The sequence below is a fragment of the Pseudohongiella spirulinae genome (assembly GCF_001444425.1).
Lineage (GTDB): Bacteria > Pseudomonadota > Gammaproteobacteria > Pseudomonadales > Pseudohongiellaceae > Pseudohongiella > Pseudohongiella spirulinae.
Genome location: NZ_CP013189.1, coordinates 2,299,051 through 2,325,610 on the forward strand (window position 1 = coordinate 2,299,051; position 26,560 = coordinate 2,325,610).

The following is a 26,560-nucleotide window of genomic DNA, read 5'->3' on the forward strand; positions in this document are numbered from 1 at the left end:
CTGCTGCCTTATGGGCAACAGGGAGCTTTGCGGAGGTAACGTCAACTGAACGATCAGTTACGGGTTTGCGGGCGCTGGACCGTCGTTGACAGCGCACTTTCAACCCGACGATTACGAATGCGACCGTCCATCGTATCATTACTCACTACGGGTCGCGCTTCACCGTAACCCACCGCACTGATGCGTGCCGGGTTAACACCAAAGCGATCTATCAGCACCTGACGGACAGCATTGGCACGTCGCTCTGACAGACCCTGGTTGTAGTCTTCCTCACCCATGCTGCAGGTGTGACCTTCAAGCTCCGCAATGACATCATCATGCTGTGACAGGAAGTCAGCGACACGGCGGATATCATCAAAATATTCCGGCTTGACTACTGACTGATCAAAGTCAAACTGAACGCTCAGTTCAATACGTGCCACTTCTTCGATCACAATCGGGCAACCGCGCTCATCAACGGCATAGTTACGCGGAGTATTCGGGCATGCATCACGGCTGTCTGGCACACCATCACCGTCCGAATCCGGATCAACCGGTGCAGCAGGAGGTGGTGTCGATGCCGCTACCCGCTCAGTCACAGGCGCTGCACCCAGACGGAACAGCAGGCCGGTGTCGATACCAAAGTCATAGGTATTATCATCAAACCCAAAGAACGTTCGTGCTGTGGTTCGCCATTCTACACGGTCGCTGAAGCGATAGCGCAGACCAGCGCCCAGGTTTGCCGTCGTTTCCTGATCACTGGAGAAATCACTGTCGCCAATACCACCCACAAAATAGGGCGAAAAGGAACCTATCGAATTATCAAGCGTGTAGAGCAAATCCAGGCGCAGCGCCCGCAGGCGATCACGACCAGCCAATGTGTTCATGTTGATGCGTGTAAAGTTCAGCTCAGCAGCAAGATTATCAGTCAGCCCATAACCCAGACCAATGGTATAACCGGTTTCTTCGTCAGACTGGCGCTCGCTGTCAAAATCCATCCACTGAACACCAGGTACTATGTAAAAGCGCCCTTCATCGGCCAGCGCGGGTTGTGCCGAAAATGCCACCAGACCTGAGGCCAGTGTAGCTGCCAGTCCCATCTTGCGTAATGATACAAAATTCATAATCCCTCCTGCGTCCTCTTGGACAAAACTGCGTGAGCGGTCACCAGCAAATTGATGACTTCCAGACCGCGAATTATAGCTCAGTCAGACTCTGAAATCACAGGCAACTCGAGATATCTTGATTCAACCCTGATCGTGGCAGGTTTTTGCTGCCTTTATGTCATAAAAATGTAATATTGCACTGGTCTAATATCGTCACATTGGATATTTCAGGTATTTTTCAAATGAGTAAAGAGCCCACCATCCTGATTGTCGACGACGAGCCCGCCATACGGGACATGATTGGCATAGCATTGGATACCGCAGGGTTCAACAGCCTTGAGGCCGAAAGCGCCCTGGAGGCGCACGTCAATATAGTTGATAAGCGCCCTGATCTGGTTCTGCTGGACTGGATGCTGCCCGGCGGCAGTGGCATTGAGCTGGCACGTCGCCTTAAACGCGAAGAACTAACAGCTGATATCCCGATTATCATGTTGACTGCCAAAACCAGCGAAGACAACAAAGTTCAGGGGCTGGATGTTGGCGTCGATGACTATGTTACCAAACCGTTCTCCCCTCGCGAACTTATAGCCCGAATCAAGGCCGTATTGCGCCGTAGCACAGGCAATCTGCGCGACAAGCCAATACGCGTATTCGACCTGGAGCTGGATCCGGGCAGTCACCGGGTAACGATAGACGAAAAGGCTGTCGACATGGGGCCTACCGAATATCGTTTGCTGCACTTCTTCATGACCCATCCCGAGAAAGTATTCTCCCGGGATCACATTCAGGATCAGGTTTGGGGCGCCAATGTTTATCTGGAAGAGCGGACTGTCGATGTCCACATCGGACGCCTGCGTAAAGCTTTGACAGCTGCCTCCAGTTCCGGCATCAATTATGCTGGCCTGATTCAGACAGTGCGGGGCGCGGGTTATAGATTCTCGACAAAACCGCAATAAGCGCCTATCGTTCTGTTCCAGACTCACTAACTGACAGCAGGTTTCTTGTTTGTTCTCTGACTGGTACTCAGCGCTAAGGCGCCTGGCTCTGATCTTTTCGGCCCTGTTCGCAACAGGCTGGCTGCTCGGCGCACCGGCGACGGTTACGCTGGCGGGAGTGCTGATTTATCTGTTGTACCATCTCCGTCAACTGCGAAAACTCTATAACTGGCTGAAGCATAACGAAGTTTCTGAACCCACCACGCCACCCGAAGGGCGCGGCATCTGGGGTTATGTGTTTGACGCCATGTATCTACTACAGCGACGCGAGCACGAGGCAATCGCTGACCTGCGTGGCATCATCAACAAAGCCCAGGAATCCACGGCCGTTCTGGAAATGGCCGTCATCATGATCAATGGCAAGGGAGGACTGGTCTGGTGGAATCCGGCAGCCAACCGCCTGCTGGGTTTCCAGTCGCCAAAAGATCAAAACCAGCCCGTTATCAACCTGATACGGGAGCCTCAATTCATTGAATATTTCAATCGCGGCTTGTACAAAAGCCCGCTGAAACTAAACTCGCCGATTAACTCCAGTCTGATGCTTGAATTTCAGATAACCAGCTTTGGTGAGGGAGAGAGACTTATGCTGGTTCGTGATATCTCTCAACTACATAAACTGGAAATGATGCGCAAAGACTTTGTGGGCAACGTTTCTCACGAGTTACGAACTCCAATCACAGTGATTACCGGCTACCTGGAAACCATGCTGGACGACAAAGATAATTTGCCTAAACGCTGGGTGCGCCCCATAGAGCAGATGTCACAGCAGTCGCATCGCATGGAAAATATAATTCGCGACCTGCTGACTCTCTCGCAACTTGAGACACGCTCAGCTTCCAAGCAACAGAGTGACATTAAACTGGCATCTTTGCTGCGGGATATCAAACGAGACGCTGAGCAGGTGTTTACTGACAAGAAACAACAATTTCACCTTGCGTGCGAAGATAGTACACAGATTCGCGGCAACATGAACGAACTCTACAGCGCCATTTCCAATCTGGTTCTCAATGCAGCCAAGTACACTCAGCCAGAAGGAGAAATACGACTTACTGTGCAGCACACAACCGACGGCGGCCTTGACGTTATCATCTCGGACAATGGTCCCGGCATCGCGGCGCAACATATTCCCCGGCTTACCGAGCGTTTCTATCGGGTTGATGAAAGCCGGTCCACTGACACTGGCGGCACAGGCCTTGGACTGGCTATCGTTAAACACGTTCTGGCCAGGCATGATGCCAGATTGAATATCAAAAGCGAAGTAGGGAAAGGCAGTGATTTTATCTGTCACTTTCCGCCCGAGAGGATCTCTCGAGCGGCGATCGACTGACTTGAATAACCCGGGTTTCAGAGTTCGGATTTGACCTGTTCTTCCATGCTGCTCAAACCGGCATGTCTGACATCCGTACCCATGACCATGTAAACTACATGTTCAGCAATATTCTTGGCGTGATCACCCGCGCGCTCCAGAGAACGCAAAGCCCATATGATATTCAATACGCGTGTGATGCTGCGCGGATCTTCTATCATGTAGGTGATCATCTCGCGCATGGCGCTGCCATACTCCAGATCCACATTGACATCTTCCTTGGCTACAGCCAGCGCTGCCTCTGCGTCGTATCGGGCAAAAGCATCAAGTGCCATATTTACCATGTGACGAACTCGCTCACCAATGTGACGCACCTCAACATAGCCTTTGGAAGACCCGTCCTGCTCGGCCAATTCCATGGCCAGCCGCGCAATTTTGGCAGCCTCGTCGCCGATGCGCTCCAGATCGTTAATCGCCTTGATGATGCCCATGACCAGTCGCAAGTCACTTGCAGCCGGCTGGCGGCGCGCCAGAATCCGATTGCAGGATTCATCAATTGCCAGCTCCATTTCGTTAACTTCATCATCCAGTGCGCGCACCTGACTGCCCAATTCACTGTCTGCCGTAATCAACGCGGTCAGGGCATCGGCCAGTTGTTTTTCAACCAGACCGCCCATCTCCAGCATGCTGCTTTTGATTTCTTCCAGTTCAATATTGAATTGTTGCGAAATGTGGTGACTGTGAACGCCGGCATCGGTTTTCATGTTAAATTTCCTTGCAGTTTGACGCGTACTTTAGTGTATGAATATGACATTAATGTGACATTTTTGCCATATAAAAACTGTCAACTTCCTGGTCGTGTATTCAGTGCCCGGCTAGGCTAGAATGGACTTTTTGGTTTCGGAAAATCGCATGAGCAGCATAGCATCAGAAGACCGTAAGGCTTCAATGGAACAGGAGCACCCCTCAGTGTCTGCCTGCCCGGAAGTTCCTCAAGATATTGATTTGAGCGACAGTCGCTTCTATCTGAATCGCGAGCTCAGCTATCTGCAGTTTAATCTCCGCGTACTGGATCAGGCCCGTAACATTCGCCACCCGCTCCTGGAACGGCTGATGTTCCTGCTGATCTTCAGCTCCAATCTGGACGAGTTTTATGAGATTCGCGTTTCCGGGCTCAAAAAACAGCTCGGCTTCGGGCGTCAACGCCCGGGGCCGGACGGAAAATATCCGCAGGAAGTACTCAGTGAAATTCATGCCCAGGTACGTCTGGCATTGCAGGAACAATACCGTATCCTGAACGAAGATCTGCTACCCGCACTGGCTGACGAGAATATTCGATTTCTTTATCGCCACGAATGGAGTGACAACCTGCTGGAGTGGTCACTGGAATATTTCCGCAATGAGGTGCTGCCTGTCATCAGCCCATTGGGACTGGATCCGGCCCACCCCTTCCCCCGGCTGGTTAACAAAAGCCTTAATTTCATACTTTCCCTGGAAGGTAAAGATGCTTTTGGACGCGACAGCGGTCTGGCCATTGTTCCGGCTCCCAGGGCTTTGCCACGACTCATAAAGGTACCCGCTCACATTACCCCCGATGGTGACAATTTCATTTTCCTGTCATCCATCATCCACGCGCATGTAGAAGAGTTTTTCCCGGGCATGAAAGTCAAGGAGTGCCATCAATTCCGGGTGACGCGAAACTCGGATCTGGAGATGAGCAATGTCGAAGTTGAGGACGTTGCCAGTGCTTTGCAGGGTGAGCTCCATATGCGTCGCTTCGGAGCGGCCGCCAAACTTGAAGTGGGCGCTGGTTGCCCTGCTGAGCTGACTGACTTTCTGCTGGAGCGTTTCAATCTGACAGAAGAAGAACTATTCCGCCTGGATGGCCCGGTTAATTTACAAAGACTGGTGGCGCTGAACAGCATGGTGCACAGACCCGAACTGCAGTTTCCACCGTTTTCACCCGGCCTGCCCCCTGCACTGGAAGAGAATAACTGCATTTTCAGTGCGGTTACGCGCGAGGATCAGCTCCTGCTTCACCCTTACCAATCTTTTGTACCGGTTATTGACTGGGTGCGGCAGGCAGCTCGTGACAGCGGCGTGATTTCGATCAAACAGACGCTGTATCGGACCAACGAATCGTCCGAACTGGTCGAAGCGCTTGCCGAAGCTGCGCGCAATGGCAAGGAAGTCACCGTTGTCATCGAGCTGCGTGCGCGCTTCGATGAAGAAGAAAATATTCAGTTCGCCAGCATTCTCCAGGAAGCAGGTGCCGTCGTAGTTTACGGCGTGATGGGCTACAAGACTCACGCCAAAATGGTACTGATCGTCAGGCGGGAAAACGGCCGACTAAAACGTTATGCCCACCTGGGTACCGGAAACTATCACCGCAAAAACTCATTGCTTTACACTGATTACAGCCTGCTCACCTGTGACGAAGCATTGTGTGCCGATGTGCACAAGGTGTTTCAGCAGATTACTGGCATGGGAAAGAAAATTGCTCCTGAGTTGATCCTCAATGCGCCTTTCAAACTGATGAAAGGCCTGATCCAACTCATCCAGCATGAAAAGGCGGCCGCTCGAGAAGGAAAAGCGGCGCGCATTATCGCCAAGGTTAATGCCTTGACTGACCCCGTGATCATTCAGGAACTGTATAGCGCCTCGCAGGCTGGCGTGAGAATTGATCTTATCGTGCGTGGCATATGTTGCCTGAAACCCGGTGTACCGAATGTATCCGAAAATATCCGTGTCGTATCAACAATCGGTCGCTTCCTTGAGCACTCCCGGGTTTATTACTTTGCCAATGCCCAGCACCCGCTGTACTGTTCGAGCGCCGACTGGATGGAACGAAATCTGCAACGTCGTATTGAAATTGCTTTTCCAATACTCAAAAAAAAATGGGTTCAACGTATTTTAAGTGAGATGGAGATGCACATTCAGGATCTCAATCAAAGCTGGGAATTGCAGTCCGATGGCAGTTATCTGAAACTTGATCAACTGGATGCAGGCGAAACGGCAGATGGCGTTCAGAACTTGTTACTCAATGCCCTCGCAACTCATGCAACGGTGCCACGCCGCTGAGCGACGCTTTTACCATATAATGCAACATGCCTTCGCGAAGGGCGGCGGGACTGAATCTCAGACTCTCAATGCCGGCAACGGACATGAAAGCAAAAAGCACTGACCAACCTGGCAAAATCAGCTCACGACGGCTGTTCTTGAGACCCGCCATGGAGTATGCCGGGTCACTTCCGACGCGCAACACTTCTGTGCGCAATTTACCAAGAGTGTCGAGTGTCACAAAACCGGCTTGACGCCCGGAGGCAGCACAAACCGAGCTCAACATTTTCGCCGTTCCTGACGAGGCATAAACTTCATGCCAGTTCTGTTCACGAAGTTGAGCAACGATCGGCCTGAAAACAGCCTCAGCATCTGCTAACGCTTTCTGCAAGGTCAGCTCCAAGATCGAGACTTCCCCATCTACCCGTGTAAACCATTTATCACGCCAGCTGACACAACCAATCGGCATACTGTGAAGTTGTAATATACGCTCATTACACCCCACTACCAGCTCTGTACTTCCGCCACCGATATCGATGACAAGCCGATTTTCTTCCGCCGCCGACAAGGCCGAGTTAACACCTGCATAAACCAGGGTGGCCTCTTCCGGGCCGCTCACAACATCAATATGGATATCCTTGAGACGTGCAGCGGCCAGAAACTCGTCAGCATTGTCCGCAATACGGAGGGCGTTGGTGCCAACGGCCCAACAGTGTTTGATGGGATAGCGTGCCAGCGCGTGGCGAAATGTTTCCAGGCAGTTCAGGCCGCGACTGAACGCCGCCGGGGTGATCCGGGAATTAATCGCCAGGTCCTCACCCAATTGTACTTTTTCACTGAAACGTTCAACGATCTGATGGCGCCCTTCATGCCACTCAGCAATCAGCAAGTGGAAACTATTGGAACCAAGGTCAATACATGCAAACATTCGACGGCGTCATCCGGATAAACAGCCGTGATTAAAACACGGATGTGCTCTGAACGACAAACCTAAACTCGACCAGCCACATTGGACTAGCCAAGCTTGAACTGACTGACCAGACCGTCCAGGTTGGCAAGCAGAGTGTTGATCTCGGCATGATACTGCTTGCACTTCATGTAATCCTCAGTATTCAGTCGACCATCACCCGCTATCTTTACGCTGCTCTTGGCAATGCCTTCGGTCACTTCTGACTGCTGTCTCACCGCATTGGCAATATCCTTACTGCGCTCGGCAATCAATTCCACCGATGCCAGAACAGATTCCAGCAGTTCATTCGCTGAATTAGCGGTGCCCACACAATCTCTGGACAGGCTGACGCCGCTGTCCATGGCGTGGACGATCTGCACTGTATTTTCCTGCAGATCCTGAATAATGGTATTGATTTCCAGGGTCGAGGACTGTGTCTTCTGCGCCAGACTGCGCACTTCATCCGCGACTACAGCAAAGCCTCGCCCCTGCTCGCCAGCCCTGGCAGCCTCAATAGCGGCATTCAAGGCCAGTAGGTTGGTCTGCTCAGCAATGCCCTGAATCACCTCCAGAACCGAATGAACTTTTTGATTATGATCTCTCATATCATGCACTTTCTGCTGAATCTGGGAGAGTGAGCCGGACAATTGCTCAACGGAAGAACGAGTCTGAGAGACCACCTGTGTGGCCTGCTTGGTCGCACCATTTGCCTCGCTGGCTGCTTCCACACTGGCCTGAGCACCAGCCGCCACATCAGACAGTGATGATGAGAGCTCCGTAGTTGATGAGGCCAACAATTCAGTCTCCTCAAGCTGAGCCGAAGAGCGACCCGCTGTTCGCTCAATCATGTCTGAGAACTGCACCGACTTCTTGCTGACTTCTGCGCTGGTGGACAAAACTTGTCCTATGATGCCGGCCAGTTTGCCCACAAAGGTATTAAAACTGGCACCCAGCTCGGATATCTCGTCGACACCCTTGTCAGACAAGCGTCGACTCAAATCACCTGAGCCCTGAGCGATATCCTGCATGTATCCCCTGGCCTGAACCAGCGGAGCCGTAATTGAAATTGACAGGAAGTAGGCGGCAATCACCAATATGGCCAGAATTACCACAACGATCACAGCGGAGCTCATCGCCCACTGCATAAATTGCGCGTTAACGTCTTCCTCGTACAGGCCGTGAATCAGCACCCAGTCCCATGGCTCAAAGAGCTGCGCATACACCGTTTTTATTTCAGCTTCAGGGTGAGCGATAGGATCATCGGTATAGGTAAGAAACCGATAACCGAACATGGGTTCGGGGTGATAGAGATACTCAGCGAACCCAGTGTAACTGTCACCTGTATAGCGGTTAATGATTTCGGTCATGGTAGGTGTCGGATCACTGTAACCATTTTGCTCCATACGCTGCTCGGGTGTCGTAGCAGCCGCGGCAATAGACGCTCTCACCTGTGCTTCGGTATCCAGGGCACTGTCAACGCCGCGGAACGGATGCGCGAGAATCTGGCCCAGGCGGTGATAAAGCAGCAGGTAGTTACGTTCATCGACAACTGTGTTGTTGATCAGATAGCGCCCCATACGTTTAGCTTCTGCGTCGCTCATCTGACCGCTTAACACCTGCTCATGCAAACCCTCCAGGGCATCATGAATCATGTGAACCTGATTCATGCTCCCCAATCGCAATTGCTCCATAAATTGCTGACGCGCCTGCATTAATATGGACACACTCAGACCGATAATCGCGATGACACTGACCACGACGATCAGCCCAATGCGCGAGCGTATGGTAAATTTGCTGAACATGCTGTTTTCCCTGCCTTGCTGTGATGGTTGCGCTAACAAACCTTATTATTGATGTTATTATCAACTTATAACGGCACGGGTTCTTAGAACATTAGGGTCATTATTCAGGCGACAGGCAGCCAGCTCATGACAGCGACAGAACTGAACAGCACAGGGCACCTGTTCGGTGACACACCGGACGTGGGCATGCTATGGCAGTCGCCGACTCTGCATCAGGTCTATGTATCGCTGCTGGAAAATATTAGCAATTGCATGCCCTTGCAATTAGTTTACGGCGAACCTGGCCTGGGTAAAACGCTATTAGCCCGCAGAATCTATTACAGCCTGCGAGCCCATGACCAGCGTTATCGCGTCCGCTTTATGCCCTACCCCAGTATTGACCTTAACGACTTGATGCCTGCGTCAGCTCCGGATTCTGTCAATTACAGGCATGTCCTTGTCATTGACGAAGCTCAGGCTGTCCCCAACCAAACCCTGTTGGCCATAGCCCGACACATTAACCTTGGTGGCAAGACTCACTTTGTGCTTTTTGCTCAACCTGAACTAGCCAACAGGTTACATGCTCCGGCTCTGACACTGTGGTCAGAAATTCCTCAACAATGTTATGAACTGAAAAACCTCACTAAAACGGAAACGGCCGACTATATCTATACCAGGATAAGCAGGGCCGCATCGACATCCAGACTCATGCCCGATGAGGCACTGATTGACAATATATTTACATTCAGCAATGGTGTACCAAGGATGATTAACACCTTGATGCGCAAAGCAATCCTGCATGCCGAGCTGGAAAATTGCCACGAACTCACAAAAGAGCACTTGAATCTGGCGCGCCAAACGCTTGAATTCCGTCAAGTCTGACACCATAAACTGATATAGTCAGCGAGACTCAACCCCAGAGGTATCGAAGAAACCATGTCCGACCGTATTTGGGAACAGCTACAGGCTGAAGCCCGCGACCTTATTGCCCGTGAACCCCTGCTCGCCAGCTATGTCTACGCCTGTGTACTCAATCACAGCAGCCTCAGCTCGTCTCTGAGCTATTTGTTAGCGCACAAACTGGCAAACTATGTAATGTCTGCAGTCGCCATTCGCGAGCTGCTGGACAACGCCTTCAGCAACAGCCCTGAGATTGTTGATGCCTCAGCGGCTGACATTAAGGCTGTTCGTGACCGTGACGCTGCCACAAGCAGCTACTTACCTGTCATCCTGCATCTGAAAGGTTTTCAGTCGATACAGGTACATCGAGTTGCTCATTATATGTGGAATAAGGGACGTAAGGATCTTGCACTGTTTCTGCAAAGTCGCAATTCCGAAGTTTTTGGTGTTGATATCCACCCGGCCTGCGTGATTGGCAAGGGCATAATGTTTGATCACGCTACAGGGATTGTTATTGGCGAAACCACTGTCATCGAAGATGATGTGTCCATTATGCAATCAGTTACCCTGGGCGGCACAGGTAATGAACAGGGTGATCGCCACCCGAAAATACGTTCTGGCGTGCTGATTTCGGCCGGAGCCAAAGTGTTAGGTAACATTGAAATTGGTCGCAGCGCCAAGGTCGGTGCAGGCAGCGTCGTTCTGAAAGATGTACCACCGCATACAACGGTGGTGGGAGTTCCTGCGCATCATGTAGGGTCTCCCTGCCCGGAAAATCCCTCGCATACCATGAATCAACTGGTCGACACCGATTGACTACAGATTTTCCTCGGCAAAAGCTGCCAACGCCGACCTGGGTACACCCTGAAGCTGCACCGTGCCGCCATAGGGAAACAACCTGAACCGCTCTGTCAAATACGTTAAACCAGAGCTGACGGGCGTGAGATAGGGCGTGTCTATCTGAGCCAGATTACCCAGACAAACTACCTTTGATCCGGTCCCTGCCCGAGTGACTATGGTTTTTATCTGATGCGGCGTCAGATTCTGCGATTCGTCTATAAGAATCAGGCTGTGCTGAAAGCTGCGGCCGCGGATATAGTTCAGGGATTTGAATTGCAGCGGCACTCTGTCGAGCACGTACTCTATACTGCCGACACAGTTCTCGTCATCCCAGTGGAGGGCTTCCAGATTGTCAGTAATAGCGCCCAGCCAGGGCTCCATTTTCTCAGCTTCTGTGCCCGGCAGAAAGCCGATATCTTCATCCAGTCCCTGAGTACTTCGGGTAACGATGATTCGCCGAAAGGACTTGGCATTCAATGTCAATTCTATCGCGGCCGCCAGTGCCAGAATGGTTTTGCCTGATCCGGCTGATCCGGTAAGATTGACCAGATGCACATCCGGATCCAGCAATAGATCCAGAGCCATGGCTTGATAGAGATCCCGTGGCGCAAGGCCCCAAACGTCCAGAGACATCAGTTTCTGCCGGTCAAGGTGCCGCAAGGTGACATGATCATCTGTGACCTCAACGACACGAGCAATAAACCCGCTGTCATCGGTCACAAACTGATTAGGACAGACATCCTGCAGGCGCTGACTACGCGGCAGAATATGCAAGGTTTCTCCGTTCGGGGTCTGGCGGGTTTCAACCAATTCGACTTCCTGCCAGAAATTGTTCCCAAAATGCAGATAGCCCTTATTCAGATCACCAATGTCATCAATAAGCTGATCGGTGTGGTAGTCTTCCGCATCGATGCCGCATGCCCGGGCCTTTAGCCGCATATTGATATCTTTGGTGACCAGCACAACTCGTTGTTTCTCATGGCCGTGTTTAAGGCAAGCCACAGCATTAAGAATTTTATTATCGTTCAAGTGCGGCGGAAGTATTTGCTTATCGACTGGCGTCTCCCCCATCACCACTGACAGCAGCCCCTGGGGATCTTTCCTGGAAGGCCTGAGAATCGGTACACCTTTTTCAACTGTTTGCGGCGCTGCGCTGCCGAGAATTCGGTCAATCTCACGAATCGCGTGCCGACAGTCTGCGGCCACGGCACCTCGCCCACTCTTCAGGTTATCGAGCTCCTCCAGTACAGTCATAGGGATGACAACGTGATGTTCGTCGAAATTCCAGACTGCTGTGGGGTCGTGAATCAGAACATTTGTATCGAGAACGTAAAAGATGTTGTGCAAGGTCACAAGCCGTCAACTCCCTGTAAAGGTTAGGCTTCATCGACACTATACATCATCAATGACAGTACGGTGACAGTCCTGCTTACCCCACGATCTGAATCAGAATACCTGCCGCAACAGCTGAACCAATGACGCCGGCCACATTGGGACCCATCGCATGCATCAGCAGGAAGTTGTGTGGGTTCGCCTCGGTTCCGAGGCGATTGGCAACGCGGGCGGCCATCGGGACGGCAGACACACCGGCGGCACCGATCAAGGGATTGATCTTGCTGCTGGACAAGGCATTCATGAGCTTGGCCATCAACACACCTGACGCGGTTCCGATTGAAAACGCCACAATGCCAAGCGCCAGAATACCCAGCGTGCTGGGCACCAGAAATTGTTCTGCAATCAGTCTTGAACCAACTGCCAAACCCAGCAGAATAGTGACGGTATTGATAAGTGCGTTCTGCGCTGTCTTTGTCAGGCGATCGACAACACCGCATTCACGCATCAGGTTGCCCAGACAGAACATACCGAGTAGCGGCGCAGCACTGGGAATTACCAGCGCCACCAATATCAGCAGCAGCAGCGGAAACAGAATTTTCTCTCGCTGCGAAACGGCACGCAGCTGGGTCATTTCAATTTTACGCTCCTGCACTGTTGTCAGCGCCCGCATAATAGGTGGTTGAATCAACGGGACCAGCGCCATGTAAGAATAAGCTGATACTGCAATGGCACCCAGCAATTCCGGTGCGAGCATCCCCGCCACATAAATGGCTGTTGGTCCATCGGCACCGCCGATAATACCGATCGCCGCAGCTTGCCTTATTGTAAAATCAAATAGCCCCAGATCCGAAAAGAACAAAGCACCCAAAACGGTAGCGAAAATACCGAACTGGGCAGCAGCACCGAGAAGCAGAGTCTTGGGGTTGGCCAGCAGCGGCCCGAAGTCGGTCATGCTGCCGACACCCAGGAAGATGAGAAGTGGAAATATCCCGGTAGACAATCCCATTGAGTAGAATTGCGCAAGAACCCCATCTCCAACCGCGATTTCCACGCCGGGGATATTGGCCAGCATACCGCCAAAACCGATCGGCAACAGCAGCAAAGGCTCAAACTTTTTTGCAATAGCCAGGTACAACAACACCAGACTGACAAGTATCATCAGTAACTGTTTCGGCTCCATCTGATAGATGCCTGTGGACTGCCACAACTCAATTAATTGATCCATCTATCCTACTCCAGCGTCACCAGAACATCGCCGGAGGACACAGTTTCTCCCTCATCGACATGAATCACGACAACCACGCCATCCTTACTACTGCGAATTTCCGTTTCCATTTTCATCGCCTCAAGAACCATCAGGACATCACCGGATGCTACCGTATCACCCTCATTGACCATCAGTTTATGTACGGTCCCTGAAAGCGGAGCATTCACGTCATGACCTTCTGTGTCTGAAGTCTGACTGACGTCGGAAGCATTGTTGGCGACGTTTTTATTAGCGATGTCCGTCAGCTCGCCGCCTTCGGTTACCTTGACAACATAGGCTGTACCATCCACCTCGACCGTGTAAACGCCATCCTGTGCAGGCTTCTTACGAGCGGTCTTCGCGTTAGTGGGTTCAGTGGGTGGCTCCTCTGAGGGAGCCGGTTCAAATGCATCTGGATTGTTACGGTTGCGGAAGAATTTCAGCGCCACCTGAGGGAACAGGGCATAACTCAGCGTATCGTCAATCCCATTTACTATTTCAAATTTTTCTTTGTCGGCCAGCTCGAGCAACTCTCTTTGCAAGCGCTCGAACTCCGGATCGAGCAGATCTGCCGGACGACAGGTGATCGCCTCGCCGCCCTGCAAGACCGCCTGCTGCAACGCCTCATTGACCGGCGCAGGCGTCGCGCCATATTCGCCTTTCAGGACGCCTTCAGTTTCTTTGGTAATATTCTTGTAACGCTCACCCGACAGGACATTAAGAACCGCCTGTGTTCCAACGATCTGCGATGTCGGCGTGACCAGGGGAATATACCCCAGATCTTTCCGAACTTTCGGGATTTCCTCCAACACCTCATCCAGGCGGTCAGTCGCGTTTTGTTCGCGCAGCTGGTTCTCGAGATTGGTCAGCATGCCGCCAGGCACCTGAGCCACAAGAATTCGCGAGTCAATGCCCTTCAGGGCCCCTTCGAACCGGGCATATTTTTTGCGCACCTGCCGGAAATAAGATGCTATTTCTTCCAACAACACAATATCCAGGCCAGTATCACGATCAGTGCCTTGCAGCATCGCTACCATCGTTTCTGTAGGGGTATGACCATAAGTCAGGCTCATGGAAGATATCGCCGTGTCCAGATTGTCAATTCCTGCTTCCACAGCCTTGATATAAGTCGCAGTAGACAGCCCGGTCGTTGCATGACATTGCATATGAATCGGAATCGACACTGTTTTTTTCAGGTTAGTGATCAATTCATAGGCTGTATAGGGCGCAAGAAGGCCAGCCATATCCTTGATACACAAGGATTCAGCCCCCATCTCCTCTATCTGACGGGCCATCTGCAACCAGCTGTCCAATGTATGCACCGGACTGACGGTGTATGACATGGTGCCCTGCGCATGCTTCTCATGTTTACGTACTGACTTGATGGCTGTTTCAAGGTTGCGTACATCGTTCATGGCGTCAAATACACGAAAGACATCTACCCCATTTACCGCGGCACGCTCGACAAATCGATCGACAATGTCGTCCGCATAATGTCGATAACCCAAAATATTCTGTCCGCGGAACAGCATTTGTTGACGCGTATTGGGCATGGCCTCTTTCAGTTTTCTTATCCTTTCCCAGGGATCTTCACCCAAATAGCGGATACAGGCATCAAATGTTGCTCCACCCCAGGACTCAACTGCCCACAGACCAACCTTATCGAGTTTGTCCGCAATGGGCAGCATATCGTCCAGTCGCATTCGCGTAGCAAGTAAGGACTGGTGCGCGTCGCGAAGAATGACATCAGTAATTGCCAGAGGCTTTTTGGAGTCGCTCATGAGATATAACCCTTTTTGTTATCCGGGGTGGCAGTCCAGCCACAGTGTATCTGGAAGGAAATTATGTCAATCCGATTGACGATGCTGTCTGACTGCAGCAGTAATAGCAGCCACTATTTGCGCCTTATCCGCTGATTTAGCTGAAGCACCGCTGCCGCTATCCTTGCGTTTTGAAGTTCTTCGCCTGGGCACAACAGTTGGCGCGGGGGGAGAAAAACGCGATACCGCTGCTGACATGGCGACTGTCAGAAACACCAGAAGAACAAGAAAAGTGAATACAAAGCCCATCCCGTAAAGGGCGAGATTAAAACCTTCCAGCATCAATTCCGACATATCGCTCCCCCCTTGCAAGCTTTATTGGTTCAACGCTGGATAGCTGCTCAGTACTTGATGAAATGCCTCACGAAATTCCGGGCGGGCATTGTCTTCGTGCATATACTCGCCCGGCAGCACGGTATGTATACGATTGATCTGTCCAGACCAAACGATATTCCCCGAGTCGGATTCAGCGATATCGATCAGCAGGGTTGCGACATATCGAAGCATGACATCTTCTTCGATACGACGCTCAAAGGGATCAATGTCCTGTTGATCCGGATTAAGGTTTACATGCCTGTAACTCAATGTCACGACCACATCATTCAGCCGGTCGTTGCGGACCAGACCCTTCTCCTGCAATGCTGCGTCTAATTCCGCAACCACATATTCAGACAAGAAACCCGGAATATCCTGGGTCTGCAGCCCATACGACTCGTAGGACGCATAATCTCCCGGACAGCACACATTCACGCTGTAACCAATTTGATGCCCGGTCTGGGCGCAGCCCGCCAGGAAGCCCAACAACAATATACTCACGATAAATCTTGCACTCGCTCGCGGGCTCAAGTTTCTTGCTGACATGTGTGGTGTCCTCTTATTAGTTTTTATAAAGCGCACTCAAAGGCGCAAACAATACAACATTATGAGTGGTTTGTCCTGATGCTTACTTGTCTTGCACCGACTTACCTATATACTCTCAACAACTTTCATAACAGCAACAGGTTGAAATTATGTCATTATTGATCGTGGGTCTTGCTCTGTTTCTGAGCCTGCATTCTACCGCAATTTTTGCTCCGGAACGCAGAAGTAACATAATCAGACAAATTGGTGAGCGCTGGTGGAAAGTACTCTACTCAGTTGCATCACTAATATCACTGGCTCTGATTATCTATGGATATGCAGAAGCACGGCAGTCTCCCATCTGGTTATGGCAACCTCCTGTGGCGATGCGCCACACAGCCCTGCTATTAACGCTTATCGCTTTTATTCTTTTGGCTGCCACGTATGTGCCTGGGAATCGGCTAAAATCGCGCGTAGGGCATCCTATGCTGCTGGCCGTTAAGTTCTGGGCTCTGGCACATTTACTGGCGAATGGAACATTGGCTGACTTGTTGCTGTTCGGATCGTTTTTAGTATGGGGTGTTGCCGGGTTTGTAATCCGTCGTAAACGGGACCGTATAAACGGCGTGACCTACCCCGCAGGCGGCATGAGCAAGGACATCACAGTGATTATCGCAGGCCTCGCAAGCTGGGCCGTATTCGCCATGTACTTACACGTAGTACTGATTGGCATCAGCCCGATGCCCTGATTGCTGAAACGACACTGTCACCGTGTACGGCAGGCAGTGTCATTCAATCCCGGGCATAAAAAAAGGGTCACCCCTGATGGGGTGACCCTTTTGCTTTTTGATGCCTGACAAAACGGCAGGACAGCCGTTTTGCACAGCCGAAGGCTGCCCGAAGGGCGAGGGCCAAGGAAGGCCCGAGTGACCATGTCCGTAGAACATCGGCGAGTATCAAAAACAAAAAACCCCTACCGGCAGCGCCGATAGGGGTTTTTGCTTTTTTGATGCCTGACGATGTCCTACTCTCACATGGGGAGGCCCCACACTACCATCGGCGCTGAGCAGTTTCACTTCTGAGTTCGAGATGGGATCAGGTGGTTCACACTCGCTATGGTCGTCAGGCAAACCGTGGATGGCTGTGTCCATTTGAACACACCACCGCTTACCCTTTGACAATCGACTGAATGAAGATCGTATGCTGTCTTTGTCTTTCTAAAATCTATACAAACCACGTTATCCATACGCTGATTCGAACATGCAAGTTCGTCTCATATAATTGTCGCTTTAAAAAAACCTGCGATTATATGGTCAAGCCTCACGTGCAATTAGTACTGGTTAGCTCAACGCCTCACAACGCTTACACACCCAGCCTATCAACGTCCTGGTCTCGAACGGCACTTCAGGGGGCTCAAGGCCCCAGGGAGATCTCGTCTTGAGGGAGGCTTCCCGCTTAGATGCTTTCAGCGGTTATCCTGTCCGAACATAGCTACCGGGCAATGCCACTGGCGTGACAACCCGAACACCAGAGGTTCGTCCACTCCGGTCCTCTCGTACTAGGAGCAGCTCCTCTCAAATCTCCAACGCCCACGGCAGATAGGGACCGAACTGTCTCACGACGTTCTAAACCCAGCTCGCGTACCACTTTAAATGGCGAACAGCCATACCCTTGGGACCGGCTTCAGCCCCAGGATGTGATGAGCCGACATCGAGGTGCCAAACACCGCCGTCGATGTGAACTCTTGGGCGGTATCAGCCTGTTATCCCCGGAGTACCTTTTATCCGTTGAGCGATGGCCCTTCCATTCAGAACCACCGGATCACTATGACCTACTTTCGTACCTGCTCGAGCCGTCGCTCTCGCAGTCAAGCACCCTTATGCCATTACACTAAACGAGCGATTTCCGACCGCTCTTAGGGTACCTTCGTGCTCCTCCGTTACACTTTGGGAGGAGACCGCCCCAGTCAAACTACCCACCACACACGGTCCTCGTGCCCGTTTCAGGCACTGAGTTAGAACCTCAACAATACCAGGGTGGTATTTCAAGGATGACTCCACAAGTGCTGGCGCACCTGCTTCAAAGTCTCCCACCTATCCTACACAGATAGTGTCAAAGTCCAGTGTGAAGCTATAGTAAAGGTTCACGGGGTCTTTCCGTCTAGCCGCGGGTACACTGCATCTTAACAGCGATTTCAATTTCACTGAGTCTTGGGTGGAGACAGCGTGGCCATCATTACGCCATTCGTGCAGGTCGGAACTTACCCGACAAGGAATTTCGCTACCTTAGGACCGTTATAGTTACGGCCGCCGTTTACCGGGGCTTCGATCAAGAGCTTCGCTTACGCTAACCCCATCAATTAACCTTCCGGCACCGGGCAGGCGTCACACCGTATACGTCCACTTACGTGTTTGCACAGTGCTGTGTTTTTAATAAACAGTTGCAGCCACCTGGTCACTTCGACTCCTCTCAGCTTACCTAGTAAATAGTTCACCAAAAGGAGCGTACCTTCTCCCGAAGTTACGGTACCATTTTGCCTAGTTCCTTCACCCAAGTTCTCTCAAGCGCCTTGGTATTCTCTACCTGATCACCTGTGTCGGTTTACAGTACGGTCGTCTGTTACCTGAAGCTTAGAAGTTTTTCCTGGAAGCAGGGCATCAACCACTTCTCCCGTTTAAAAACAGGATCGTCATCAGCTCTCAGCCTTAAGGGTCCGGATTTACCTAAACCCTCAGCCTACTACCTTAAACGCGGACAACCAACGCCGCGCTGGCCTAGCCTTCTCCGTCACTCCATCGCAGTAACAGCCGGTATCGGAATTTTAACCGATTTCCCATCGACTACAGCTCTCGCTCTCGCCTTAGGGGCCGACTCACCCTGTCCCGATTAACGTTGGACAGGAAACCTTGATCTTCCGGCGGGGAGGTTTTTCACCCCCCTTATCGTTACTCATGTCAGCATTCGCACTTGTGATACCTCCAGCAAACCTCTCGATTCACCTTCAACGGCCTACACAACGCTCCTCTACCATACGTGCACTTCATTAAACCCACTTCCTGCACCCGACTCAACGTTCGGGGGTGCTTGACTGTCGCGCTAACGCGCGCCAGGAGCTTTACCCCCGACTCGACGTTGGGGGGTGCTTGACTGTCGCGCTAACGCGCGACAGGAGCTTGCCTTACAAATGGTTTTAATGAAGTGCACGTATCCGCAGCTTCGGTTATCAGTTTGAGCCCCGTTATATCTTCCGCGCAGGCCGACTCGACTAGTGAGCTATTACGCTTTCTTTAAAGGATGGCTGCTTCTAAGCCAACCTCCTAGCTGTCTGAGCCTTCCCACATCGTTTCCCACTTAACTGATATTTGGGACCTTAGCTGGCGGTCTGGGTTGTTTCCCTCTTGACGACGGACGTTAGCACCCGCCGTCTGTCTCCCGTGATAAAACTTACTGGTATTCGGAGTTTGCATCGGGTTGGTAAGTCGGGATGACCCCCTAGCCGACACAGTGCTCTACCCCCAGCAGTCAATTCCACGAGGCGCTACCTAAATAGCTTTCGAGGAGAACCAGCTATCTCCGGGCTTGATTAGCCTTTCACTCCGACCCACAGGTCATCCGAATCTTTTTCAACAGATCCCGGTTCGGTCCTCCAGTGCCTGTTACGGCACCTTCAACCTGCCCATGGGTAGATCGCCCGGTTTCGGGTCTAATGCCAGCAACTCATTCGCCCAGTTAAGACTCGGTTTCCCTACGGCTCCCCTACACGGTTAACCTTGCTACTGACATTAACTCGCTGACCCATTATACAAAAGGTACGCCGTCACAGGACACAATGCCTGCTCCGACTGCTTGTACGTACGCGGTTTCAGGGTCTATTTCACTCCCCTCTCCGGGGTTCTTTTCGCCTTTCCCTCACGGTACTAGTTCACTATCGGTCAGCCAGGAGTATTTAGCCTTGGAGGATGGTCCCCCCATCTTCAGTCAAAATTACACGTGTTTCGACCTACTCGTTTTCACAATCCCAGTGCTTTCGTGTACGGGGCTATCACCCACTGTCGCCGGACTTTCCAGACCGTTCCACTAACACTAAAATTGCTTAAGGGCTTTTCCCCGTTCGCTCACCGCTACTTAGGGAATCTCAATTGATTTCTTTTCCTGCAGGTACTTAGATGTTTCAGTTCCCCGCGTTCGCTTCCTTAACCTATGGATTCAGTTAAGGATGACCCACAAGTGGGCCGGGTTTCCCCATTCGGACATCTCCGGATCAAAGCCTGTTTGACGGCTCCCCGAAGCATTTCGCTGCCTACCACGTCCTTCATCGCCTCTGGCTGCCAAGGCATCCACCACGTACGCTTAATTGCTTGACCATATAACCTCAGACTCTTTTAAAAGCCCAACATTACACAACCAAACTCGCCTTCGATCATCGTACAGATTTTGCGCTTGTATAAATTTATTCAGCATACACATCTCATCAGTTATCTCTTGCACTTAAATGCCCATCACAGATCGTCTCCGTGACAAACAGCACAAAAAACACTAACAAGCTGTGTCTTCATTCATCGATTGTTAAAGAACACTTACCTGAATCTACAGGATCCAGGAAACTATTAATGGCCAGTCACATTACTGTAAACCAGTCACACTAATATGGTGGGTCTGGGCCGATTTGAACGGCCGACCTCACCCTTATCAGGGGTGCGCTCTAACCAACTGAGCTACAGACCCGAATCCGTGTCAGGTCGGTCGCTCAAGGCAACCACCCTGGGTTCTAAAAAGTTCAGGATTAAGTAATAGAGGTGGACACTTGTCCGGGATGCTTTGCGCTTTCTGTTTAAGGAGGTGATCCAGCCGCAGGTTCCCCTACGGCTACCTTGTTACGACTTCACCCCAGTCATGAATCACAAAGTGGTGAGCGTCCTCCGAAGTTAGACTACCCACTTCTTTTGCAACCCACTCCCATGGTGTGACGGGCGGTGTGTACAAGGCCCGGGAACGTATTCACCGTAACATTCTGATTTACGATTACTAGCGATTCCGACTTCATGGAGTCGAGTTGCAGACTCCAATCCGGACTACGAGACGTTTTATGGGATTAGCTCCACCTCGCGGCTTGGCAACCCTTTGTACGCCCCATTGTAGCACGTGTGTAGCCCTGGTCGTAAGGGCCATGATGACTTGACGTCGTCCCCACCTTCCTCCGGTTTGTCACCGGCAGTCTCCTTAGAGTGCCCAACTAAATGATGGCAAATAAGGACAAGGGTTGCGCTCGTTACGGGACTTAACCCAACATCTCACGACACGAGCTGACGACAGCCATGCAGCACCTGTCTCAGAGTTCCCGAAGGCACCAATCCATCTCTGGAAAGTTCTCTGGATGTCAAGACCAGGTAAGGTTCTTCGCGTTGCGTCGAATTAAACCACATGCTCCACCGCTTGTGCGGGCCCCCGTCAATTCATTTGAGTTTTAATCTTGCGACCGTACTCCCCAGGCGGTCAACTTAGTGCGTTAGCTGCGCCACTCAGAGCATTACGCTCCCAACGGCTAGTTGACATCGTTTACGGCGTGGACTACCAGGGTATCTAATCCTGTTTGCTCCCCACGCTTTCGCACCTCAGCGTCAGTATCGATCCAGGGGGCCGCCTTCGCCACCGGTATTCCTCCACATCTCTACGCATTTCACCGCTACACGTGGAATTCTACCCCCCTCTCCCGTACTCTAGCCTGACAGTATGTGATGCAGTTCCAAGGTTGAGCCCTGGGCTTTCACATCACACTTACCAAACCGCCTACGCGCGCTTTACGCCCAGTAATTCCGATTAACGCTTGCACCCTTCGTATTACCGCGGCTGCTGGCACGAAGTTAGCCGGTGCTTATTCTGCAGGTAACGTCAACTGCAACGGGTATTAACCGTTGCCCTTTCCTCCCTGCTTAAAGTGCTTTACAACCCGAAGGCCTTCTTCACACACGCGGCATGGCTGGATCAGGGTTGCCCCCATTGTCCAATATTCCCCACTGCTGCCTCCCGTAGGAGTCCGGACCGTGTCTCAGTTCCGGTGTGGCTGATCATCCTCTCAGACCAGCTACGGATCGTCGCCTTGGTAGGCCTTTACCCCACCAACTAGCTAATCCGACGCAGGCTCATCTGATAGCGCAAGGTCCGAAGATCCCCTGCTTTCCCCCGTAGGGCGTATGCGGTATTAATCCGGGTTTCCCCGGGCTATCCCCCTCTATCAGGCAGATTCCTACGCGTTACTCACCCGTTCGCCGCTCGTCAGCGGGTAGCAAGCTACCCCTGTTACCGCTCGACTTGCATGTGTTAAGCCTGCCGCCAGCGTTCAATCTGAGCCATGATCAAACTCTTCAGTTTAAGGTTCGCTCGAGTTCACTTGATCTGTACTGCTTAACTAGACCAAAACTACTCTCAAGCTAAATCATGCTCAAAGTCACAACTACTGTCTATAAGACTTAAATAATTTACTCAGTAAATTAACGCAGTTGCTTACCTTTGATATCTTTGCGAAATGTCGCAAAAACACCCCGGCAAGCACCCACCTCTATTACTTAATCTCTGTCTTTTAAAGAACTTTTTGCCTCAGCCTTCATGGCTAAGAGGCCGCGTATTATACGCGTTTGAATCATTCTGGCAAGAGCTTTTTCAAACAATTTGTCGATCAGTTCTCTTGCTGCCCCAACCTGAAAGTTACCCTTCAGCTGTCAGGGGCGCGCATTATGCCATAGACATTTTTTGCTGCAAGCTTTTTCGACAAATTTTTAATCAGAAGTCTTGCCGGACACGACGCACAATAAAGACGTCAATTCCTGATCGGCCTGTTAGTCCGCTTCCTCACTGAATTGAAGCCGCGGTAAGCCAAAAGCAGGGCAAGCAGTGTACCATAAAAAACCGCATCGAAAACATCTGTTCGCAGAATCCAGACCAAATGCAAAATCGACAGAACGGCAGCCAGGTAAACCATCCTGTGGAGCGGCTTCCAGCGCTTACCGAGGCGCCTGACCATGCGCTTGGGCGAAGTGATACCCATCGCCAACAAAATCAGGAAAGCCACAAATCCCACGGTAATATACGGGCGCTCGAGGATATCAGTACCGATCTCGTACCAGCGCAACTCAAGCAGGAAGAGTATATAGACAAGAAAATGCAGACTTGCGTAGAACAGGGCAAACAACCCCAGCGTTCTTCGCAGCGGCGCCAAGCTTCCGAGGCTGAAAATTTCCCGCAGTGGTGTTATCGCCAGACTCATCAGCAGAAAGCGCAAAGTCCAGCGCCCGGTATCAAGTGCCAGCTCCTTGGCTGGATCGGCACCCAGCGTATTCGTTACGATGCCCTGCACCTGCAATACAAAAGGCACACACGCCAGAACCCAGACCAGCCGACGCAACCAGAGCCACAGCTGCGGGTTGCGTCGCCATGTCGACACACCATCAAGACCCACGCGAGCCGCCAATCAATAGTAGCGCGCCAGATCCATGCCCTCATACAAATGAGCAACCTGGTCGCCATAACCATTAAACATCAGGGTATCCTGACGGGACACCGAGAACAACGTTCTGGGCAAACGAGTTTCCATATCCTGACGCCATCGTGGATGATGCACATTGGGGTTAACATTCGCGTAAAAGCCGTACTCACTGGGCTGCATCATGTTCCAGGTCGTTGGCGGCTCCTGCTCAGTGAAGCGGATTTTCACAATTGATTTAACGCTCTTGAAACCGTACTTCCAGGGCACGACCAGGCGGATAGGCGCTCCATTCTGCGGAGGCAAATAGTTACCATAAAGTCCGACCGCCAGGAATGTCAGCGGATTCATCGCCTCATCCATGCGTAACCCTTCGCGATAAGGCCAATCCACGATACTGAAGCGACTCCGTTGAGCAGGCATCTGCTCGGGGTCCACCAGAGTCTCGAATGCGACATACTTTGCCTTTGAGTTAGGTTCAACACGCCGGATCAGATCGGCCAGAGAGAACCCTACCCACGGTATGACCATCGACCAGCGCTCTACACAGCGAAGGCGATAGATGCGCTCTTCCAGTTGCTGTGGTTTGAGAAAGTCTTCCAGATGATAAACACCTGGCTTATCGCACTCACCACCAATATCGATAGACCAGGGGTCAACCTTGAAAGTCTGCGAATACTTGTAAGGATCGTCCTTATTCATACCGAATTCATAGAAATTGTTGTAAGTCACAACATCTCGATACGGCGTCAGGTCCTCGTCGGTCCAGAAGTCTCCGCCACGCTCAACCGGCTGAATGTTCTGAAACTTCTCCTGCCACCACGGCGCCGGCGCCGATCTCACCATATCTGAGGGCGCACGAGCACGCAGACCATCACCTGGCGCTGCCGCCAACGACAGCCCTGCCCCACCCATGCCTGCAGCGCCCAACCCCAGGGTTAGCGCATTGCCCATGAATTGCCGTCGGCTGTGATAAACCGACTCTGGCGTAATTTCAGAAGATGGAATTTCGGATCTGGTTTTGATTAACATGATCACACCTCGCCTTTATATATCCTGATTACGACTCAGATGCTGTATCGGTTTTATTGCTCCGACGTGTCTTGAGTTTTCGATACAGGCCAATCACAGGACCGGAACTTACGTAACAAACACACATGGTCAGCAACACCTCATGGGGTCGCTGGGCAATGACGACCAGTAATACTACTGCCATGACGAATACCACATAGGGCACTGTGCCTTTAAAATGAATTTCCTTGAAACTGTAATAGCGATAGTTGGACACCATCAACAAGCCTGTGAGCGCTGTCAAAACCGCTGTCGCCACGGCCAGTCCAAAGCCAGGCTCGATCTCATACTTGTACGCCACCCAAACCATAAAGGTCACCAGACCTGCGGCGACTGGACTCTGCAGACCGACAAAAAACCGCTTATCCACGGTTCCCAGCTGAACATTGAAACGGGCAAGCCTCAGGGCAGCGCAGGACATAAATATAAAACTGGCAGCCCATCCGGCATTGCCAAGCGATGACAAACTCCAGCTGAATACAATCAATGCTGGCGCCACACCAAAAGACACCATATCCGCCAGGCTGTCGAACTGTGCACCAAACGCGCTCTGGGTATTGGTCAGGCGAGCCACCCTGCCATCCAGGCCATCCATGACGGCCGCCACCAAAATCGCCCATCCTGCAGCGTTAAAATTTCCATTCATGCCCGCGATAATGGCGTAAAAACCTGCAAACAACGCACCCAGAGTCAGGAGATTGGGCAGCAAATAGATGCCTTTGCGGCTGATCTTGCGGCCATCTTCTGACACAAACTCTTCATGCTCATCGATAGGTATAAAACTTTCGTCTTCGTTACTCATTAACTCTGAGAACCTTTGATCGGCAAATGAAACAACTTGCTCCGATTATACACACTTGGTCTGCGCTTGTAGCGGGGCCACGGAAGTCTCTGCAATTCCCCAGAACGCTTTGACCAATGGATTGCTCAGCTTGCGATGCAGTGCACACAAACCAATGGTGAACGGCTCCAGCTCTGGCATCAAGGGCAGCACCTCAATCAGGTCACCGACGGGGCTGCTGTCAACAACTACTCTGGGCACAACTGCAAGACCGAATCCCAGACTGACCATACTGACCATCGCCTCGTGCCCACTGACCTGCGCATAGATTCGCGGCCTGATTGAGCGCTCCTGGAACCACTGTTCCAGTCGTATACGGGACAATCCGGTTTCGGAGACTATCAAGGGAATCTGCTGCCAATTGTAGTTATCTAACGCCCTCGCTTCATTTAAGCGATCGCGCAGAGGGCACTCTGTTGCCGGACCGATACACACCAGAGGAGACTCGCCCAAAGGCAGGAAGGAAATGTTTTCCGGCAGCCTCTCCGGCCGCGCCGCGATAGCCAGGGAATCCATACCATCGGCAACCCGCGCAATCGCCTGAGCGGAATCACCTGTATGCAGCTGAAGCTCGACGCGCGGATACTCATTCCGGAAGCGTTGCAGCAAAGCATGCAGAAAGCTGTAACTGGCGGTCACCGAACAAAACAGGCTCAGCACACCATGGACCTGTCCATCATCATGCAACTGTTCACTCAATACTGCCCAACGATCGGTCACGTCGCTCGCAAAGTCACGTAGCATCGCACCCTGTTCTGTCAGCTTGACTGTGCGTTTGTCCCGCTCAAAAAGCGTGGCACCGCATTCCTGCTCCAGCCGCTGAATTGCGCGGGTCAGGCCGGAGGCACTGATGTGCAGTTCACGACTGCTTTTGCCAAAATGCAGTGTTCGACTAAGGTGCAGGAACATTTTCAGGTCTTTCAGATCCATGTTAAATCCCAGACTGACTCGCGCAACAATTCCGGATTTCGCAATATTAATTTGCAAATATATCATTTTACGCAAGCATAACAG

19 protein-coding genes, 1 tRNA gene and 3 rRNA genes are annotated in these 26,560 nt (G+C 51.7%); 6 read left to right on the forward strand and 17 right to left on the reverse strand.

Going from position 1 to position 26,560, the window contains the following annotated elements:
• Positions 1-53: 53 nt before the first annotated feature.
• Complete coding sequence (locus tag PS2015_RS10555; RefSeq protein WP_058022209.1) at positions 54-1,103, reverse strand: OmpA family protein; 1,050 nt, start codon at positions 1,101-1,103, stop codon at positions 54-56.
• A 224-nt stretch (positions 1,104-1,327) separates the two neighbouring features.
• Here PS2015_RS10555 and phoB point away from each other — a divergent pair, with 224 nt between their 5' ends.
• Together phoB and phoR are read left to right on the forward strand one after the other, a co-directional pair.
• Positions 1,328-2,041 (forward strand): phosphate regulon transcriptional regulator PhoB, encoded by a 714-nt coding sequence (gene phoB / locus PS2015_RS10560; RefSeq protein ID WP_058022210.1) that lies wholly within the window; start codon positions 1,328-1,330, stop codon positions 2,039-2,041.
• Positions 2,042-2,090: 49 nt separating this feature from the next.
• Positions 2,091-3,407 (forward strand): phosphate regulon sensor histidine kinase PhoR, encoded by a 1,317-nt coding sequence (gene phoR, locus PS2015_RS10565; RefSeq protein ID WP_058022211.1) that lies wholly within the window; start codon positions 2,091-2,093, stop codon positions 3,405-3,407.
• A gap of 17 nt (positions 3,408-3,424) precedes the next feature.
• Here the strand turns inward: phoR and phoU are convergent, their stop codons facing one another.
• Positions 3,425-4,150, reverse strand: a complete 726-nt coding sequence (gene phoU / locus PS2015_RS10570) for a phosphate signaling complex protein PhoU (protein ID WP_058022212.1) — start codon at positions 4,148-4,150, stop codon at positions 3,425-3,427.
• A 148-nt stretch (positions 4,151-4,298) separates the two neighbouring features.
• Here phoU and ppk1 point away from each other — a divergent pair, with 148 nt between their 5' ends.
• Positions 4,299-6,467 (forward strand): polyphosphate kinase 1, encoded by a 2,169-nt coding sequence (ppk1, locus tag PS2015_RS10575; RefSeq protein ID WP_237113312.1) that lies wholly within the window; start codon positions 4,299-4,301, stop codon positions 6,465-6,467.
• Here ppk1 and PS2015_RS10580 read toward each other — a convergent pair.
• Both PS2015_RS10580 and PS2015_RS10585 read right to left on the reverse strand, forming a co-directional pair.
• Complete coding sequence (locus PS2015_RS10580) at positions 6,427-7,374, reverse strand: Ppx/GppA phosphatase family protein (RefSeq protein ID WP_058022213.1); 948 nt, start codon at positions 7,372-7,374, stop codon at positions 6,427-6,429. The genes ppk1 and PS2015_RS10580 overlap by 41 nt on opposite strands.
• An 86-nt stretch (positions 7,375-7,460) precedes the next feature.
• The gene (locus PS2015_RS10585; protein WP_058022214.1) at positions 7,461-9,197 is read right to left on the reverse strand and encodes a methyl-accepting chemotaxis protein; all 1,737 of its coding nucleotides are present in this window, start codon (positions 9,195-9,197) and stop codon (positions 7,461-7,463) included.
• 126 nt (positions 9,198-9,323) lie between these two features.
• Between PS2015_RS10585 and PS2015_RS10590 the strand changes: the two genes are divergently transcribed.
• Positions 9,324-10,058: an ExeA family protein gene (locus PS2015_RS10590; RefSeq protein ID WP_058022215.1), complete on the forward strand. Its 735-nt coding sequence runs from the start codon at positions 9,324-9,326 to the stop codon at positions 10,056-10,058.
• A gap of 54 nt (positions 10,059-10,112) precedes the next feature.
• Positions 10,113-10,892, forward strand: a complete 780-nt coding sequence (gene cysE / locus PS2015_RS10595; RefSeq protein ID WP_058022216.1) for a serine O-acetyltransferase — start codon at positions 10,113-10,115, stop codon at positions 10,890-10,892.
• On the opposite strand, the gene PS2015_RS10600 is transcribed toward cysE, so the two are convergent.
• The 5 genes from PS2015_RS10600 to PS2015_RS10620 form a co-directional block, all read right to left on the reverse strand.
• Positions 10,893-12,269, reverse strand: coding sequence for a PhoH family protein (locus PS2015_RS10600; protein ID WP_058022217.1), 1,377 nt, complete (start codon positions 12,267-12,269; stop codon positions 10,893-10,895).
• Positions 12,270-12,345: 76 nt separating this feature from the next.
• Positions 12,346-13,476: a sodium ion-translocating decarboxylase subunit beta gene (locus tag PS2015_RS10605; RefSeq protein ID WP_058022218.1), complete on the reverse strand. Its 1,131-nt coding sequence runs from the start codon at positions 13,474-13,476 to the stop codon at positions 12,346-12,348.
• A gap of 5 nt (positions 13,477-13,481) precedes the next feature.
• Entirely contained in the window at positions 13,482-15,278 is a 1,797-nt protein-coding gene (gene oadA, locus PS2015_RS10610; protein ID WP_058022219.1) for a sodium-extruding oxaloacetate decarboxylase subunit alpha, read from the reverse strand.
• 66 nt (positions 15,279-15,344) lie between these two features.
• Positions 15,345-15,611 carry an OadG family protein gene (locus PS2015_RS10615; protein WP_058022220.1) on the reverse strand — a complete coding sequence of 89 codons (267 nt, stop codon included), beginning with the start codon at positions 15,609-15,611 and terminating at the stop codon, positions 15,345-15,347.
• A gap of 21 nt (positions 15,612-15,632) precedes the next feature.
• Entirely contained in the window at positions 15,633-16,133 is a 501-nt protein-coding gene (locus PS2015_RS10620; protein ID WP_058022221.1) for a DUF4136 domain-containing protein, read from the reverse strand.
• Positions 16,134-16,327: 194 nt separating this feature from the next.
• On the opposite strand from PS2015_RS10620, the gene PS2015_RS10625 reads away from it, so the two are divergent.
• On the forward strand, positions 16,328-16,906 hold the full coding sequence (locus PS2015_RS10625) for an NnrU family protein (RefSeq protein ID WP_058022222.1): 579 nt from the start codon (positions 16,328-16,330) through the stop codon (positions 16,904-16,906).
• 262 nt (positions 16,907-17,168) lie between these two features.
• Here PS2015_RS10625 and rrf read toward each other — a convergent pair.
• From rrf to ilvY, 8 genes are all read right to left on the reverse strand, one after another.
• Positions 17,169-17,284, reverse strand: a 5S ribosomal RNA gene (rrf, locus tag PS2015_RS10630).
• 182 nt (positions 17,285-17,466) lie between these two features.
• A 23S ribosomal RNA gene (locus PS2015_RS10635) occupies positions 17,467-20,521 on the reverse strand.
• Positions 20,522-20,805: 284 nt separating this feature from the next.
• Positions 20,806-20,882 (reverse strand) — tRNA-Ile (locus tag PS2015_RS10640).
• Between the two features lie 107 nt (positions 20,883-20,989).
• Positions 20,990-22,526: ribosomal RNA gene (locus PS2015_RS10645) — 16S ribosomal RNA — on the reverse strand.
• Together the 16S, 23S and 5S rRNA genes with 1 tRNA gene alongside form the textbook arrangement of a ribosomal RNA operon.
• Positions 22,527-22,971: 445 nt before the next feature.
• Entirely contained in the window at positions 22,972-23,622 is a 651-nt protein-coding gene (gene msrQ / locus PS2015_RS10650; protein WP_058022223.1) for a protein-methionine-sulfoxide reductase heme-binding subunit MsrQ, read from the reverse strand.
• Entirely contained in the window at positions 23,623-24,666 is a 1,044-nt protein-coding gene (gene msrP, locus PS2015_RS10655; RefSeq protein ID WP_058022224.1) for a protein-methionine-sulfoxide reductase catalytic subunit MsrP, read from the reverse strand.
• Positions 24,667-24,694: 28 nt separating this feature from the next.
• On the reverse strand, positions 24,695-25,507 hold the full coding sequence (gene pssA, locus PS2015_RS10660; protein WP_058022225.1) for a CDP-diacylglycerol--serine O-phosphatidyltransferase: 813 nt from the start codon (positions 25,505-25,507) through the stop codon (positions 24,695-24,697).
• A gap of 45 nt (positions 25,508-25,552) precedes the next feature.
• Positions 25,553-26,476, reverse strand: coding sequence for an HTH-type transcriptional activator IlvY (ilvY, locus tag PS2015_RS10665; protein ID WP_058022226.1), 924 nt, complete (start codon positions 26,474-26,476; stop codon positions 25,553-25,555).
• Positions 26,477-26,560: the final 84 nt, after the last annotated feature.